A 14,216-nucleotide genomic window follows, 5' to 3' on the forward strand; every position below is an offset into this window, starting at 1 on the left:
CGAGGCGACTTCAAATGATCACGGCGGGGGCCTCTGAGTTTTGTGGGGCGTCATGAAAGCCATCAACGTCAGAGGCGCTTCTTCGCAAACGCCCGACCGGAATGGGATTTGAGATATTTCTCGAATTCCAGCGCTTTATATTTGTCGCGGAAGGCGCAATACCAAACCAATTCCCAGGGCCTGAATTTGGCGGTGTGGGTGGATTTGCCAGCATTGTGGTCGGATATTCGACGCTTCAAGTCTGCGGTGGCACCAATGTATTCCTGCTCTGGCGAGCTAATGCTGCGGATTATGTAGACGTACCACATCAATCCTCCAGCCCGTCGTCGCTCTTCGGGCTATGCCGGGCATGCCTCGCCTTCGACTACGTGGCTGCGCCACGCGTAGCCGAAGACATAATAGCAAATAGATTTATGAAGATAGATGTAGCTATAGCTGTGCGTGCTGTCACCAGCCCGTCGTCGCCCTTCGGGCTATGCCGGGCACGCCTCGCCTTCGACTACGTGGCTGCGCCACGCGTAGCCGAAGGCGAAGCGTGGTGGAGCCAGGCGGGATCGAACCGCCGACCTCTTGCATGCCATGCAAGCGCTCTCCCAGCTGAGCTATGGCCCCTGAACCTGACCTGCGCGTCTTGGGCAACGCGCGGGTTGGAAGACCCTGAACATAGTTCAGGGTTTATCTCAAGTCTCCTCGTCGCCGCCGACGTCGCCGATGATATCGGTGACGTCCTCGTCACCTTCTTCCTCGTCGGCGATGAAGGTCGAATCGTCATCATCATCGTCTTCGATGGTCTCGTCGATCTCGATGTCGTCCTCCGACTCGGGAACGACAGCCTTGACCTTGCCGGTGTTCTCTTCGGCATCGGCCTCCTCGAGCGAGACCAACTCTTCGGCCTCGGCGGGCTCCGGCGTGACCTCGGCGGCAGAAGCCGCGGAAGCAGCCGCGGCACGCGCCGCATCGCCACGGGCCGCCCGCGGCGGAGCAACCGGAGCAATCGGGACAACCTCGCCAGTATAGGGCGAGATCACCGGACTCTTGTTGAGGTCGTAGAATTTCTTACCCGTCGTCGGGCAAATGCGTTTGGTTCCGAGATCGGATTTGGCCACGTGTGGAATCCTGGGAATTTCTGAAAAACGGTGCTTCACTTGGCTAGTTGAAGCGCTGCTGTCAATAGCGCTTTGCGGGACTTCGACAGTGGCGTGACGCAGCCCGGCCCATGTGATACCTGCCGCCCCTGCAGAGGACACAATCTTGACCCATTCAGCTACCCCAGCGACGCCGCTCGAGGCCCGTTCGAGCGGTCCTTTGACCGGAAAGGCGCGCGTACCCGGCGACAAGTCGATTTCGCACCGCGCCCTGATCCTGGGGGCGCTGTCGGTCGGCGAAACCCGGATTTCGGGCCTGCTTGAGGGCGAAGACGTGCTCAACACCGCCAAATCCATGCGGGCGCTGGGCGCCAGGGTGGAACGGATCGGCGAATTCGCCTGGTCGGTTCACGGGGTTGGCGTCGCCGGTTTCGCGCAGCCCGAAGTTCCTCTTGATTTTGGCAATTCCGGTACCGGGTGCCGGCTGGTGATGGGCGCCGTCGCCGGCTGCCCGATTACCGCTGTTTTCGACGGCGACGCCTCGCTGCGCAGCAGGCCGATGCGGCGGGTGCTCGATCCCCTGGAACTGATGGGCGCGTGCGTGGGCAGCAGCGGCGAGGGCGGCCGACTGCCGCTGACGCTGAACGGCGCCCGCGACCCGCTGCCGATCCTCTACCGTACCCCGGTGGCGTCGGCGCAGATCAAATCCGCAGTGCTGCTGGCGGGGCTGGCGGCGCCCGGGGTCACGACCGTGATCGAGACCGAAGCCAGCCGTGACCATACCGAACTGATGTTGAAGCATTTCGGGGCACAGATCGTCTCGACGCCAGAGGGCGGTCATGGCCGCAAGATCGCGCTGACCGGGCAGCCTGAATTGCACGGCGCCGAAGTCGTGGTGCCGGCCGATCCGTCATCGGCGGCGTTTCCGCTGGTTGCGGCCCTGATCGTGGAAGGTTCCGACGTCGTGCTGTCCGATGTCATGACCAATCCGCTGCGCACCGGACTGTTCACGACGCTGCGCGAGATGGGCGCCTCGATCGAACAGAGCCATGTCCGCGGCGATGCCGGCGAGCCGATGGCGCAATTCCGGGTACGCGCCTCGCGATTGCGCGGGGTCGAGGTGCCGCCGGAGCGCGCGCCCTCGATGATCGACGAATATCTGGTGCTCGCGGTCGCGGCGGCCTTTGCCGAAGGCACCACCATCATGCGCGGCCTGCAGGAATTGCGCGTCAAGGAATCCGACCGGCTGGAAGCGACCGCGGCGATGCTGCGGGTCAACGGCGTCAAGGTCGAGATCTCAGGCAACGACATGATCGTCGAAGGCATGGGCCATGTGGAGGGCGACGGCCTGGTCGCGACCCACATGGATCACCGCATCGCAATGTCGGCACTGGTGATGGGGCTCGCTTCCGACAAGCCGGTGAAGGTCGACGATACCGCCTTCATCGCCACCAGCTTTCCGGATTTCATTCCGATGATGCGATCACTTGGCGCGGAGTTTTCATGATTATTGCCATCGATGGACCGGCCGCCTCGGGGAAAGGCACGCTCGGCAAGCGGCTCGCCCATCACTACGGCTATCGCCACCTCGATACCGGTGTGATCTACCGCGCGGTCGCCAAGGCGCTGCTGGACGCCGGCGCCGAACTCACCGATGAGGCGCAGGCGGTCGCCGTAGCGATGGAACTCGATCCCGAAAAGTTCGGAGATCCCGTCCTGAAGACCCAGAGGGTGGGCGAAGCCGCCTCGGTGGTCTCGGCGATCCCGCGGGTGCGGGAGGCGCTGGTTGATTTTCAGCGGCATTTCGCCGCCGGACCGCCTGGCGCGGTGCTCGACGGCCGCGATATCGGAACGGTGATCTGCCCGGATGCCGATGTGAAGATCTTCGTCGTGGCCGACCCCAAGGTCCGCGCCCGCCGCCGCACGCTGGAGGCCAAGGCTCGCGGCGAGGACGCCGACGAGGCGCGGGTACTGGCGGATATCCTTGCACGTGACGAACGTGACCAGAATCGCGCCACGGCTCCTTTAAAGGCAGCGGCGGATGCTTACTTGCTTGATAACTCGCATTTGGATATAGAAAGCGGCGTCCGGGCCGCCATCGACATTGTCGAGGCCGTCCGAGCGGGCCGGCAGCGGGTTTGAGCCCCTGCCGTCATTGGAGGAAAGCCCGCTCTCAGGTTCTTGAAGTCGATAAGCTCGTTTCAGGTCCCGGATAAAATCAACGTATTTCATGTGCAGGCATGCTGCTGGCCCGCCCTCGCGATTTGTCGCGGCGAGCGGACGTTAGGGTTTGCGGACCTCTGACACCTCACACGCGATACGCCCCTTAACCCGAATGGCCGGCGATACCCGCATCTGGAGAACAAATGGCTTCGACTGCTGCTTCTTATAATCCTACCCGCGACGATTTCGCCGCGATGCTTGATGAGTCTTTTGCCGGCGGCAATTTGCAGGAAAGCTCCGTCATCAAGGGCAAGGTAGTTGCAATTGAAAAGGACATGGCCGTCATCGACGTCGGCCTGAAGACCGAAGGCCGCGTGGCGCTGCGCGAGTTCGCAGGACCCGGCCGTGAAAGCGATCTCAAGGTCGGCGACGAGGTCGAGGTGTTCCTCGATCGCATTGAAAATGCGCTCGGCGAAGCCGTGCTGTCGCGCGACAAGGCGCGCCGCGAGGAAAGCTGGGGCAAGCTCGAGAAGGCGTTCAACAACAACGAGAAGGTGCACGGCGTTATCTTCAACCAGGTCAAGGGTGGCTTTACCGTCGATCTCGACGGCGCGGTGGCCTTCCTGCCGCGTTCGCAGGTCGACATCCGGCCGATCCGCGACGTCGCACCGCTGATGAACAATTCGCAGCCGTTCCAGATCCTCAAGATGGATCGCCGCCGCGGCAACATCGTGGTGTCGCGCCGCACGGTTCTGGAAGAGACCCGCGCCGAGCAGCGCCAGGAGCTGGTGCAGAACCTCGAAGAGGGTCAGGTGATCGACGGCGTCGTCAAGAACATCACCGATTACGGTGCGTTCGTTGATCTCGGCGGCATCGACGGCCTGTTGCACGTCACCGATATCGCCTGGCGCCGGGTCAATCACCCGACCGAAGTGCTGACCATCGGCCAGACGGTGAAGGTCAAGATCATCAAGATCAACCACGAGACCCACCGCATCTCGCTCGGCATGAAGCAGTTGCTGGACGATCCGTGGCAGGGCATCGAGGCGAAGTATCCGCTCGGTGCGCGCTTCACCGGCCGCGTCACCAACATCACCGACTACGGCGCATTCGTCGAACTGGAGCCGGGCATCGAAGGCCTGATCCACGTCTCGGAGATGTCGTGGACCAAGAAGAACATGCATCCCGGCAAGATCGTCTCGACCTCGCAGGAAGTCGAAGTGCAGGTGCTCGAAGTCGATTCCGTCAAGCGCCGGATTTCGCTCGGTCTCAAGCAGACCATGCGCAACCCCTGGGAAGTGTTCATCGAGAAATTCCCGGTCGGCTCGACGGTCGAAGGCGAGGTCAAGAACAAGACCGAATTCGGGCTGTTCCTTGGGCTCGAGGGCGATGTCGACGGCATGGTCCATCTGTCCGATCTCGACTGGAAGCTTCCGGGCGAGCAGGTGATCGACAACTTCAAGAAGGGCGACATGGTCAAGGCCGTGGTGCTCGATGTCGATGTCGAAAAGGAGCGCATCTCGCTCGGCGTCAAGCAGCTCGAGGGCGATCCGTTCGCCGAGCCGGGCGACGTCAAGAAGGGTGCGGTCGTGACCTGCGAAGTGCTCGAAGTGAAGGAATCCGGCATCGAGGTTAAGATCGCCGGCACCGACTTCACCACCTTCATCAAGCGCTCCGAGCTTGCCCGCGACCGCAACGATCAACGCGCCGAACGTTTTGCGGTTGGCGAAAAGGTCGATGCGCGGGTGATCCAGTTCGACAAGAAGGCCCGCAAGGTGCAGGTCTCGATCAAGGCGCTCGAAGTCGCCGAAGAGAAAGAGGCCATCGCGCAGTATGGCTCCTCCGATTCGGGAGCGACGCTGGGCGATATTCTCGGCACCGCGCTCAAGAACCGCGACAAGTAAGCGTTTCGCGGTCTTCGCCATCCATCAATCGGGCCCCGGTTTCGACCGGGGCCTTTTTGTTTCACCGCTGTCGTCCAGGCCTTGCTGGCACAACGATAAAGCGGGAACGACGGAGGAGAGATTGGCGCTGGCGGTGGCGAGGTAACAGCCTTGTTTTCTTCAAATTGCACCGCAATTGATGTATTCAGGTAACCCGATGGTCATGCTGCGGATGCAAAACGCGGCTGATTATTCCAGGAGAAATTCGATGTCGCTTGATTCGGATGTGATCGTCGATCGCCGCAGGATACGCCGCAAGCTGACGTTCTGGCGCGTGGTCGCAGCCGTGGTCGCGATCGCTGCGATCGTCACGGTCGGCATGATCGTGACGCCGGGCGGGCGCGGGGCGCTCACGGCCTCGGGCTCGATTGCCCGCATCACTATCGAAGGTCTGATCCGCAGCGACCAGGATCGCGTCGAGGCGCTGGAGCGTCTGGCGGATTCGAAGACCGCGGCCGTCATCGTGCACATCAATTCACCGGGCGGCACCACCGCCGGCTCCGAGCAGCTCTACGACTCGCTGGTGCGGCTAAAGGCGAAGAAGCCGCTGGTGGTCGTCGTCGACGGGCTGGCGGCGTCCGGCGGCTACATCACCGCGATCGCGGCCGATCACATTATCGCGCAACAGACCTCGCTGGTCGGTTCGATCGGCGTGCTGTTTCAGTTTCCGAATTTTACCGATCTGCTGAAAACCGTCGGCGTCAAGGTCGAGGAAGTGAAGTCTTCGCCGCTGAAAGCGGCGCCCAACGGGTTTGAGCCGACCAGTCCCGAAGCGCGCGCGGCGCTGGATTCGCTGGTCAAGGATTCCTACGCGTGGTTTCGCGGTCTGGTCAAAGACCGGCGCGGCATGGATGACACACAACTCGAAAAAGTAGCGGATGGACGGGTTTTTACCGGCCATCAGGCGGTCGATCTCAAGTTGATTGATGAGCTCGGCGACGAGAAAACCGCTGTTGCATGGCTGGTCGCGCAGAAGGGCATCAAGAGCGATCTGCCGGTGCGCGATTACAAGCTTCAGCCACGCTTCGGCGATCTGACTTTTCTGCGAACGGCGGCTTCCATTACGCTCGATGCGCTTGGTTTGAGCAGTATTGCGCGCCAGGTCGAGCAGGTCGGAGCGGTGCAGGCCGTCGATCGATTGGGTCTCGATGGAATGTTGGCGTTGTGGCAGCCGGCTGGGTCCAATTGAGCGGCATGAAAGCGGCTTTCACCCCGGTTTCCCGCACTGCGAGCATTGTCACAATCCCGGTTCCGGCCGTTTGTCACGCGTTTTCACGGCGCCCAAATTTCATTTAGCGTCTTGACAGTTCAAGGCATTTTCACGGAAATGCATATCCGTACGTTCCCGGACCCTGGTTTCGATGATCAAATCCGAACTCGTTCAGCGCATCGCCGAGCACAACCCGCATCTCTATCAGAGGGATGTGGAGAATATTGTGAACGCGATCCTTGATGAAATCGTCGCGGCACTGGCGCGCGGGGACCGGGTTGAACTGCGTGGTTTCGGCGCATTTTCGGTGAAGCATCGCCCGGCGCGTGCGGGACGCAATCCGCGCACCGGCGCGCATGTGCCGGTGGATCAGAAGAGCGTTCCGTTTTTCAAGACGGGCAAGGAAATGCGCGAACGGCTGAACCGCGAGGGCGGTATGCCTGACGCCGGCGCCTGAGGCGTTCCCGGTCGCGCCTATTCAGGTTGTAACTTGTGCCGTGTTGCGGGATATCTACCCGCCGATTTCCATCGATGCGAGAGATGGTCATGCGAAAATTCTTCACGGCCTTGGTCGTCATTCCGCTGGGCTTGATCTTCATCGTCTTCGCGGTCGCCAACCATCATCTGGTGACGGTGTCGTTCGACCCCTTCAATTCCAGCGATCCTTCGATCGCCGTTCGCCTGCCGCTGTTCGTGGTCATCATCGCGGTGGCGATCGCAGGCGTGGTGGCCGGCAGCTGCGCGACCTGGTTTCGGCAGCGGCGTTGGCGCCGCGCGGCGCGCCAGCATGAGGCCGATTCGCGGCGGGCACAGGCGCAACTGGCTGAATTTCAGGCTGCGGCGGTCCGAACCGGTAGTCCCCGGCCGTTCCCCGCATTGACGCAGGGCGGCCTTTATGGCGCCTCCGGGCGAGACAAGCAGGGCGCGACGTTGTAGAACGCGGCCGGCGCCGACCGGCTCTCAGAGTGTGCCGCCGCGGCCCGAACCCGTACATTGAAACATGTCGCTGACTGTCAAAATTTGTGGCCTGTCCACGCCCGAGACCCTGGATGCCGCGCTGCAAGCGGGGGCGGACATGGTGGGATTCGTGTTTTTTCCGCCGTCGCCCCGCCACATCAGCCTGGAGACGGCGCGCGATCTCGGCAAGCAGGCCAAGGGCCGCGCCGTCAAAGTGGCGCTCACGGTGGATGCCGATGATGCGACGCTTGCAAACATCATCGAGACGTTGCGGCCGGATATCCTGCAGCTCCATGGCAGCGAGACCGTGGCACGGCTGCGCGACATCAAACAGACGTTTGGGCTGCAGGTCATGAAAGCCATGGCCGTCGAGACCACCGCTGATCTTGCACCGCTGCCGGGTTATGCCGCGGCCGCCGATCGCATCCTGTTCGATGCCCGCGCACCGAAAGGCGCCACGCGGCCGGGTGGCCTCGGCGCGGTGTTCGACTGGCATGTGCTGGAGAATCTCGATCTCAGCCTGCCCTTCATGGTCTCGGGCGGTCTCAATGCCGGTAATGTCGCGGAGGCCGTTCGCGTCACGCGCGCCGGCGGCGTGGACGTTTCCTCGGGTGTCGAGCGCGCGCCCGGCACCAAGGATCCCGAGATGATCCGCGCCTTCATCCGCGCCGCGCGCGCCACCGAAGAGTTAAGCGTACGATGAATCCAAACCTGCCCAATTCCTTCCGCAGCGGACCCGACGAGCGCGGGCATTTCGGTATTTTCGGCGGCCGCTTCGTCGCGGAAACGCTGATGCCGCTGATCCTCGATCTAGAGAAAGCCTACGCCGACGCCAAGGCGGATCCGGCGTTCCAGACGGAAATGAACGGCTATCTCAAGCATTATGTCGGCCGGCCGTCGCCGCTCTATCTCGCCGAGCGCCTGACCGAGCACCTCGGCGGGGCCAAAATCTATTTCAAGCGCGAAGAGCTCAACCACACCGGTTCGCACAAGGTCAACAATGTGCTCGGCCAGATCATGGTGGCGCGGCGCATGGGCAAGAAGCGCATCATCGCCGAAACCGGCGCCGGCCAGCATGGTGTTGCCACCGCGACGCTGTGCGCGCGGTTCGGGCTCGATTGCGTGGTCTATATGGGCGCCGTCGATGTCGAGCGGCAGCAGCCCAACGTCATCCGCATGGAAATGCTGGGCGCCAAGGTGATCCCGGTGCAATCCGGCTCGCGCACGCTGAAGGACGCGATGAACGAGGCACTGCGAGACTGGGTCACCAACGTGCACAACACGTTCTACTGCATCGGCACCGTCGCGGGTCCGCATCCCTATCCGATGATGGTGCGCGATTTCCAGTCCGTCATCGGCAGCGAGACCCGCGTCCAGATGCAGGAGGCCGAAGGCCGTCTGCCGGATTCGCTGATCGCCTGCATCGGCGGCGGCTCCAACGCGATGGGGCTGTTTCATCCATTCCTCGATGATCCCGGCATCGAGATTTTCGGCGTTGAAGCCGCTGGCCACGGGCTCACGCAATTGCACGCGGCCTCGATCGCCGGCGGCCGGCCCGGCGTGCTGCACGGCAATCGCACCTATCTGCTGATGGACGACGACGGCCAGATCCAGGATGCGCATTCGATTTCGGCGGGGCTGGATTATCCCGGCATCGGCCCGGAGCATTCCTGGCTGCACGAAACCGGCCGGGTGACCTATCTGTCCGCGACCGACAATGAAGCCCTCGCGGCGTTTCAATTGCTGTCGCGGCTGGAAGGCATCATTCCGGCGCTGGAGCCGGCGCATGCCATCGCCAAGGTGATGGAGCTCGCGCCGAAACGGCCCAGGGATCATCTGATGGTGGTCAATCTCTCCGGCCGTGGCGACAAGGACGTGCCGCAGGTCGGCGATATCCTGCGGGGCAGGAAGACGTGATCAAAGAATGCCGCCACTTTCTTCACCTCTCCCCGGCAGGGAGAGGTCGGCTGCGTAGCAGCCGGGTGAGGGGTCTTTTCTCTCGATCGGGCCGAAGCGTGCCTTCAATCATTTCGAGGACCCCCTCGATATTGTCATATACATCGATATTTGAGACGCGGACAATGTGGAAGCCGCACGCCTCCAATACTTCGGAGCGGGCCGTATCTTTTGCCAGTTCCGATGGTTCGGCATGCGTCACGCCGTCAACTTCGACGATCAGCTTTCCGTCCAGCGTTAGGAAATCAACGACGTACCGATCGATAGAATGCTGGCTGCGAAACTTCCATCGTGCCAGCCGCCGATTACGCAGCGCTTGCCAAAGTTTCGACTCGGCGCTCGTTTGCGACGAACGAAGCTTTCGAGCTCTAGCCTTAAACTTGTCCATTCCCCTCACCCGGCTGCTACGCAGCCGACCTCTCCCCAGCGGGGAGAGGTATAGCACAGCCGGTGCCGCATCATGACCACCCGCATCGACACACGTTTTGCCGAGCTGAAAAAACAGGGCCGCTCGGCCTTCGTTACCTTCCTGATGGCCGGCGATCCCGATCCCACGACCTCGCTCGACATCATCAAGGCGCTGCCGAAAGCAGGCGCCGACATCATCGAGATCGGCATGCCTTTTACCGATCCGATGGCGGACGGTCCGTCGATTCAAGCCGCGGGGTTGCGCGCGCTGAAGGCCGGCATGACCCTGAAGAAGACGCTCGAGATGGTGCACGGGTTTCGCAAGGACGACAACGCCACGCCGCTGGTGCTGATGGGCTATTACAATCCGATCTATATTTATGGTGTCGATAAGTTTCTGGCCGATGCGAAATCGGCCGGCGTTGATGGCCTCATCATTGTCGATCTGCCGCCGGAAGAGGACACGGAGCTGTGTCTGCCGGCGATGAAGGCCGGGCTCAATTTCATCCGGCTGGCGACGCCGACCACCGACGACAAGCGACTGCCCGCGGTGCTCGCGAATACCTCGGGCTTTGTCTATTACGTCTCCATCACCGGTATCACGGGAAGTGCCAGCGCCGACGCCAGGGTCGTTGGCGAGGCGGTCACTCGTATCAAACGCCATACGGAACTGCCTGTATGCGTCGGCTTCGGTATCCGGACGCCGGAGGCCGCCCGCAGTATCGCAGAGCATGCGAACGGCGCGGTGGTGGGCACGGCGCTGGTCGATGCCTTGCGCGGCAGCCTCGACGCGGACGACCGCGCGACGGCCAAGACCGTCGGTGCGGTGGCTGATCTGGCGGCGTCGCTGGCGCAGGGTGTGCGTGGCGCGATACAGGCTGCGGAATAAGCCACAATTGCGGGCGAGATAGACCCGGAGAGCATGATCCGGTTTTCCGGTAAGGTCATGCCCCAGCAAAAGAGGCGGCTTGCCGGGTACCGGCCGGGTCGCCATATATTTGATGCGGCCAGCGCCGCTTGATCGCGATTCGGAGCGAACCATGAACTGGCTCACCAATGTCGTCCGGCCGAAAATCCGCAACATCCTGCGTCGTGAGACGCCGGAGAATTTGTGGATCAAATGCCCCGATTCAGGGCAGCTGGTATTCTACAAGGATGTCGAAGCCAATCAGTTCGTGATTCCCGGCTCGAACTATCACATGCGCATGGGCGCGATGGCGCGGCTGAAATCGATCTTCGACAACGAGACCTGGTACGACATCGCGCTCCCCGAGGTGATGGCCGATCCCCTGAAATTCCGCGACGAACGAAGATACGCCGACCGGATCAAGGACGCGCGCGCCAAGACCGGACTGAACGACGCCATCAAGGTTGGCTATGGCAAGCTCGAGGGCGCAGGCGTCGTGATCGCAGTACAGGATTTCGATTTCATGGGCGGCTCGCTCGGCATGGCGGCCGGCGAAGCGATCGTGCGCGGACTCGAACTCGCGCTGGAGAAGAAATCGCCGTTCATCGTGTTCGCAGCGTCCGGCGGCGCCCGCATGCAGGAGGGCATTCTGTCGCTGATGCAGATGCCGCGGACGACCGTGGGCGTGCAGATGTTGCGCGAAGCCAAACTGCCCTACATCGTGGTGCTGACCAATCCGACCACCGGCGGCGTCACCGCCTCCTATGCCATGCTGGGCGATGTGCAGATTGCGGAACCCGGCGCGTTGATCGGCTTTGCCGGCGCGCGCGTGATCGAACAGACCATCCGCGAAAAACTGCCGGAGGGATTCCAGCGCGCTGAATATCTAAAAGACCATGGCATGGTCGACATGGTCGTGCATCGCCATGATATGCGCGCCACATTGGCGCGGCTCTGCCGGTTGCTGACGAAATCCCCTGCCGTGGAGACCGCGCCGAAACCCGCCCCGGTCTTTGATCCGGCCCAGATCGTATCCGCTGCGGACGTCGCACCGGCTGCGCCGCACGCGTGAACGCGCCCGCGGCCATACCATCGACGCCGCTTCGCGAATTAATCGCGCGGCTGTCCGCGCTGCATCCCCAAAGCATCGACCTCGGCCTGGAGCGGATGCATCGGCTGCTGGAGCGGCTCGATCATCCCGAGCGCAAGCTGCCGCCGGTGATCCATGTCGCCGGCACCAACGGCAAGGGGTCGACGATCGCGTACCTGCGCTCGATCCTGGAAGCGGCGGGCTTGCGTGTCCACGTCTATACCTCGCCTTTTCTGGTGCGGATCAACGAATGCTTTCGCCTCGGCCGCATTGGCGGTGGCGCGCTGGTCGGCGACGATGAATTGCGTGGGGCGCTGGAGCATTGCGAGCGAGCCAATGCAGGTGCGCCGATCACCATTTTTGAAGTCGAGACCGCGGCTGCGTTGTGTCTGTTCGCGCAACATCCGGCCGACGTGGTGCTGCTGGAAGTCGGTCTCGGCGGGCGCTTGGATGCGACCAACGTCATCGATGCGCCGCTGGCGACGGTGATTGCGCCTGTCAGCATGGATCACACCGAATTTCTCGGCGATACGCTGACGGCAATTGCCGGCGAAAAGGCAGCGATCATCAAGCGCGACGTGCCGGTGATTTGCGCCGAGCAGGCGCCCGAGGCGATGACCGTCATCGAACAACAGGCCCGGCGCATGCGCGCGCCGCTGCACGCAGCCGGGCAACAATGGCATGTCAGTGTCGAGCGCAGCCGGCTGGTCTATCAGGATGATCGCGGGTTGATGGATCTCGCCGCACCCAAATTGTTCGGACGGCATCAGTTCGACAATGCAGGTCTTGCCATTGCGACGCTGCGCGCACTCGACACCTTCAAGATCGACGGCGCGGCGTTCGAGGCCGGTATCGTCAACGCCGAATGGCCGGCGCGGATGCAGCGCCTGGCCGCCGGGGCGCTGGTGGATCTGGCGCCTGCGGGCTGCGAAATCTGGCTCGACGGTGGGCATAACGCCGAGGGTGGCCGCGTTGCTGCCGCCGCATTAGGCGATCTCGAAGAGCGGGTCTCGCGTCCCCTCGTGGTCGTCGTGGGCATGATGGCGAACAAGGATCCCGGGGCGTTTCTTGCCAACTTCGCCGGCTTGACGCGCCACATCATCGCGGTGCCGATCCCCGATCGCGACAATTCGATGTCGCCGGACCGGCTGGCGGACGCAGCGCGCGCACTCGGCATGCGCGTGGAAACCTCAGCCAGCGTGGAAACCGCACTGCAAGCGCTGACGCGCCTCGCCTATGAGGTGCCGCCGCGCATCCTGATCACGGGCTCGCTCTATCTTGCCGGCCCCGTGCTTGCGGCCAACGGCACGCCGCCGCGGTAGGCCGGACACCGGGAGGGATTATGCGCTTTGCCGCGATTGCCGATGTGCACGGAAATTATCTCGCACTGGAAGCGGTCGTTGCCGACATCCGTGCGCAGGGCATCGACGAGATCGTCAACCTCGGTGACATGGCAAGCGGACCGCTCGATGCACGGCGAACCATGGACGCCTTGATGGCGCTCGACGCCATTCATGTGCTCGGCAATCATGACCGCTACCTGATCGACAGGCCGCCGGAGCAGATGGGATCATGGGATCGGCCGGCGTATGCGCAACTCGATCCACGGCATCTCGACTGGCTGCGCACGGTGCCGTCGACCAGGGTGTTTCGCGACCATGTCTTTCTCTGCCACGCGACGCCCGACAATGACCAGGTCTACTGGCTTGAGACCGTTCTTCCCGACGGCACGGTGCGGATGTCTTCGCTTGAAGCGATCGAAGAAGTTGCCAAGGATATCACGCAGCCGCTCATCCTCTGCGGCCACACCCATATCGCGCGAGCGGTCCGGCTTGGCGACGGACGCCTGGTGGTCAATCCCGGCAGCGTGGGCTCGCCCGGCTATCGCGATATCCACCCGTTTCCGCATGTCATCGAGGCCGGTACGCCGGACGCACGCTACGCGATCCTGGAATGCGAGGGTGGGGTCTGGCGCGCGACGTTCCGGCATGTGCCTTATGACCACGAGGCGATGGCGGCACTGGCGCAGCGCAATGGCCAGCCCGAACTTGCCGTCGCGCTGGCGACAGGGTGGATCCGGTAGCGGCGAAAAACAAAACGGCCGGCGAATAGCCGGCCGTCAAAGCAGTTTGTCGATAAGAGGCGGATCAGACCGCGGCGGAAATCCACTGCTGCAGCTTCTGCTTCGGCGCCGCGCCGACCTGGCGCGAGGCCATCTCGCCGCCCTTGAAGATCATCAGGGTGGGGATCGACATCACGCCGTATTTCGAGGCCGTCTTCGGGCTCTCATCGACGTTCAGCTTCACGATCTTGACCTTGTCGCCCATTGCGCCGGAAATCTCGTCGAGTGCGGGCGCGATCATGCGGCAGGGACCGCACCATTCGGCCCAGAAATCGACCACCACCGGGCCGGTCGCCTTGAGCACTTCGGCATCGAAATCGGCGTCAGAAACCTTGCCAACGGCCATGGGAATACCTCGTTCGGTTGAGAGAGAAA

At 62.6% G+C, this 14,216-nt stretch carries 16 protein-coding genes and 1 tRNA gene; 12 read left to right on the top strand and 5 right to left on the bottom strand.

What is annotated here, in order from left to right; translation table 11 throughout:
* Window positions 1–68: 68 nt before the first annotated feature.
* The 3 genes from BLV09_RS25755 to BLV09_RS25765 form a co-directional block, all read right to left on the bottom strand.
* Complete coding sequence (locus tag BLV09_RS25755; protein WP_100385064.1) at window positions 69–308, bottom strand: GIY-YIG nuclease family protein; 240 nt, start codon at window positions 306–308, stop codon at window positions 69–71.
* Between the two features lie 228 nt (window positions 309–536).
* Window positions 537–612: transfer RNA gene (locus BLV09_RS25760), tRNA-Ala, on the bottom strand.
* Between the two features lie 68 nt (window positions 613–680).
* Complete coding sequence (locus BLV09_RS25765; RefSeq protein ID WP_100385065.1) at window positions 681–1,106, bottom strand: TIGR02300 family protein; 426 nt, start codon at window positions 1,104–1,106, stop codon at window positions 681–683.
* A gap of 145 nt (window positions 1,107–1,251) precedes the next feature.
* Between BLV09_RS25765 and aroA the strand changes: the two genes are divergently transcribed.
* The 8 genes from aroA (at window position 1,252) to trpB (ending at window position 9,275) form a co-directional block, all read left to right on the top strand.
* Window positions 1,252–2,592: a 3-phosphoshikimate 1-carboxyvinyltransferase gene (gene aroA, locus BLV09_RS25770; protein ID WP_146689381.1), complete on the top strand. Its 1,341-nt coding sequence runs from the start codon at window positions 1,252–1,254 to the stop codon at window positions 2,590–2,592.
* Window positions 2,589–3,227, top strand: a complete 639-nt coding sequence (cmk, locus tag BLV09_RS25775; protein WP_100385067.1) for a (d)CMP kinase — start codon at window positions 2,589–2,591, stop codon at window positions 3,225–3,227. The genes aroA and cmk overlap by 4 nt, the downstream gene beginning before the upstream one ends.
* A gap of 224 nt (window positions 3,228–3,451) precedes the next feature.
* The gene (rpsA, locus tag BLV09_RS25780; RefSeq protein WP_146689382.1) at window positions 3,452–5,152 is read left to right on the top strand and encodes a 30S ribosomal protein S1; all 1,701 of its coding nucleotides are present in this window, start codon (window positions 3,452–3,454) and stop codon (window positions 5,150–5,152) included.
* 247 nt (window positions 5,153–5,399) lie between these two features.
* Window positions 5,400–6,380, top strand: a complete 981-nt coding sequence (gene sppA, locus BLV09_RS25785) for a signal peptide peptidase SppA (RefSeq protein WP_146689383.1) — start codon at window positions 5,400–5,402, stop codon at window positions 6,378–6,380.
* Window positions 6,381–6,552: 172 nt separating this feature from the next.
* Window positions 6,553–6,858, top strand: a complete 306-nt coding sequence (locus BLV09_RS25790; protein WP_100385069.1) for an integration host factor subunit beta — start codon at window positions 6,553–6,555, stop codon at window positions 6,856–6,858.
* Between the two features lie 89 nt (window positions 6,859–6,947).
* Window positions 6,948–7,337 (top strand): lipopolysaccharide assembly protein LapA domain-containing protein, encoded by a 390-nt coding sequence (locus BLV09_RS25795; protein WP_100387354.1) that lies wholly within the window; start codon window positions 6,948–6,950, stop codon window positions 7,335–7,337.
* Between the two features lie 64 nt (window positions 7,338–7,401).
* Window positions 7,402–8,061, top strand: coding sequence for a phosphoribosylanthranilate isomerase (locus BLV09_RS25800; protein WP_100385070.1), 660 nt, complete (start codon window positions 7,402–7,404; stop codon window positions 8,059–8,061).
* A complete protein-coding gene (gene trpB, locus BLV09_RS25805; protein WP_146689384.1) occupies window positions 8,058–9,275 on the top strand; it encodes a tryptophan synthase subunit beta in 1,218 nt (405 codons plus the stop codon). The genes BLV09_RS25800 and trpB overlap by 4 nt, the downstream gene beginning before the upstream one ends.
* Before the next feature lie 22 nt (window positions 9,276–9,297).
* On the opposite strand, the gene BLV09_RS25810 is transcribed toward trpB, so the two are convergent.
* The gene (locus tag BLV09_RS25810) at window positions 9,298–9,702 is read right to left on the bottom strand and encodes an endonuclease domain-containing protein (protein ID WP_146689385.1); all 405 of its coding nucleotides are present in this window, start codon (window positions 9,700–9,702) and stop codon (window positions 9,298–9,300) included.
* Window positions 9,703–9,774: 72 nt separating this feature from the next.
* Between BLV09_RS25810 and trpA the strand changes: the two genes are divergently transcribed.
* The 4 genes from trpA to BLV09_RS25830 all read left to right on the top strand — a co-directional run bounded on the left by trpA (window position 9,775) and on the right by BLV09_RS25830 (window position 13,802).
* Entirely contained in the window at window positions 9,775–10,611 is an 837-nt protein-coding gene (trpA, locus tag BLV09_RS25815) for a tryptophan synthase subunit alpha (protein ID WP_146689386.1), read from the top strand.
* A gap of 151 nt (window positions 10,612–10,762) precedes the next feature.
* Window positions 10,763–11,701, top strand: a complete 939-nt coding sequence (accD, locus tag BLV09_RS25820; protein WP_146689387.1) for an acetyl-CoA carboxylase, carboxyltransferase subunit beta — start codon at window positions 10,763–10,765, stop codon at window positions 11,699–11,701.
* A complete protein-coding gene (locus BLV09_RS25825) occupies window positions 11,698–13,041 on the top strand; it encodes a bifunctional folylpolyglutamate synthase/dihydrofolate synthase (RefSeq protein WP_146689388.1) in 1,344 nt (447 codons plus the stop codon). The genes accD and BLV09_RS25825 overlap by 4 nt, the downstream gene beginning before the upstream one ends.
* A gap of 20 nt (window positions 13,042–13,061) precedes the next feature.
* Complete coding sequence (locus tag BLV09_RS25830) at window positions 13,062–13,802, top strand: metallophosphoesterase family protein (RefSeq protein ID WP_146689389.1); 741 nt, start codon at window positions 13,062–13,064, stop codon at window positions 13,800–13,802.
* 64 nt (window positions 13,803–13,866) lie between these two features.
* On the opposite strand, the gene trxA is transcribed toward BLV09_RS25830, so the two are convergent.
* Entirely contained in the window at window positions 13,867–14,187 is a 321-nt protein-coding gene (gene trxA / locus BLV09_RS25835) for a thioredoxin (RefSeq protein ID WP_100385077.1), read from the bottom strand.
* Window positions 14,188–14,216: the final 29 nt, after the last annotated feature.

This window comes from Bradyrhizobium canariense (genome assembly GCF_900105125.1).
In the GTDB taxonomy this organism is placed as follows: domain Bacteria; phylum Pseudomonadota; class Alphaproteobacteria; order Rhizobiales; family Xanthobacteraceae; genus Bradyrhizobium; species Bradyrhizobium canariense_A.